Consider the following 1009-nt stretch of genomic DNA (forward strand, 5'->3'; position numbering starts at 1 on the left):
TCCATGCCCTCTGCGGCGAGAACGGCGCCGGCAAGAGCACGCTGGTGCGCATCATCGCCGGCCTCATGGCCGCGGATGAAGGTGAGATCCGCGTCGATGGGCAGCTCCTGCGACCCGGCGAGCTCACCAATCCGAAGCTCGTTTCCGTCGTCTATCAGGAACTGTCGATCATTCCGCATCTGTCCGTGCTGGACAATGTACTTCTGGGCGATCCCGACATCTCCCAGCTCTATATCCGCAGGCGCTACAGGGCGCGTGCACGCCAGACGCTGGATCAGCTTGGCCTGTCGGATATACCGCTCAACCTCGAGGCCGGCAGGCTGTCGATCGCCGAGCAGCAGCTCCTCGAAATCTGCCGCGCCGTGATGCGCGGCGCCCGCGTGCTGATCCTCGACGAACCGACGGCGAGCCTTTCCGATGCCGAGATCCAGCGGGTCTTCCAGACGGTGCGCTGGCTTCGCGCCAAGGGAACGGCCGTGGTCTATATCAGCCATCGCCTGCCGGAGATCTTCGCGCTTACCGACCGCACGACCGTGTTCCGCAACGGACAGCGCATCCTGACCAAGCCGACCGCGCAATGGACCAATGACGAGCTCGTCGCCGAGATGATCGGCCGCGAGGTAACCTCGGCGCATGCCACGCGCGACGGGGGCAGATCCGAGGCGGCGACGGTAATCGAGCTTGCCGGGCTTGGCGTCGCGGGGAAATACCGCCCCGTCGATCTTGCCTTCCGCGCCGGCGAGATCGTCGGCATCATCGGCCAGCTCGGTTCCGGCGCCAATGCGCTGGTCGAAACGCTGGCCGGCCTGGAGCGGCACTATGCCGGCACGATCAAGGTTGGCGGTTCCGCGGTCGAGGTCACCTCGATTGCTGCGGCGAGCCGCGCCGGCATCGCTTATGTCTCGGAAGACCGGGGCGGCAAGAGCCTCTTCCTCGGAGCCCCCATCGAGGTCAACCTCACGGCGGCGATCCTCGACCGCCTCAACCGCTTCGGCGTACTGGCGCTCGC

1 protein-coding gene is annotated in these 1009 nt (G+C 66.2%); it reads left to right on the forward strand.

The window, feature by feature from the left end:
- Positions 1–1009, forward strand: a 1009-nt coding sequence (locus EOD07_RS35640; protein WP_164772911.1) for an ATP-binding cassette domain-containing protein, incomplete at both ends; no start/stop codon positions are given.

The organism is Mesorhizobium sp. M2C.T.Ca.TU.002.02.1.1, assembly GCF_003997225.1.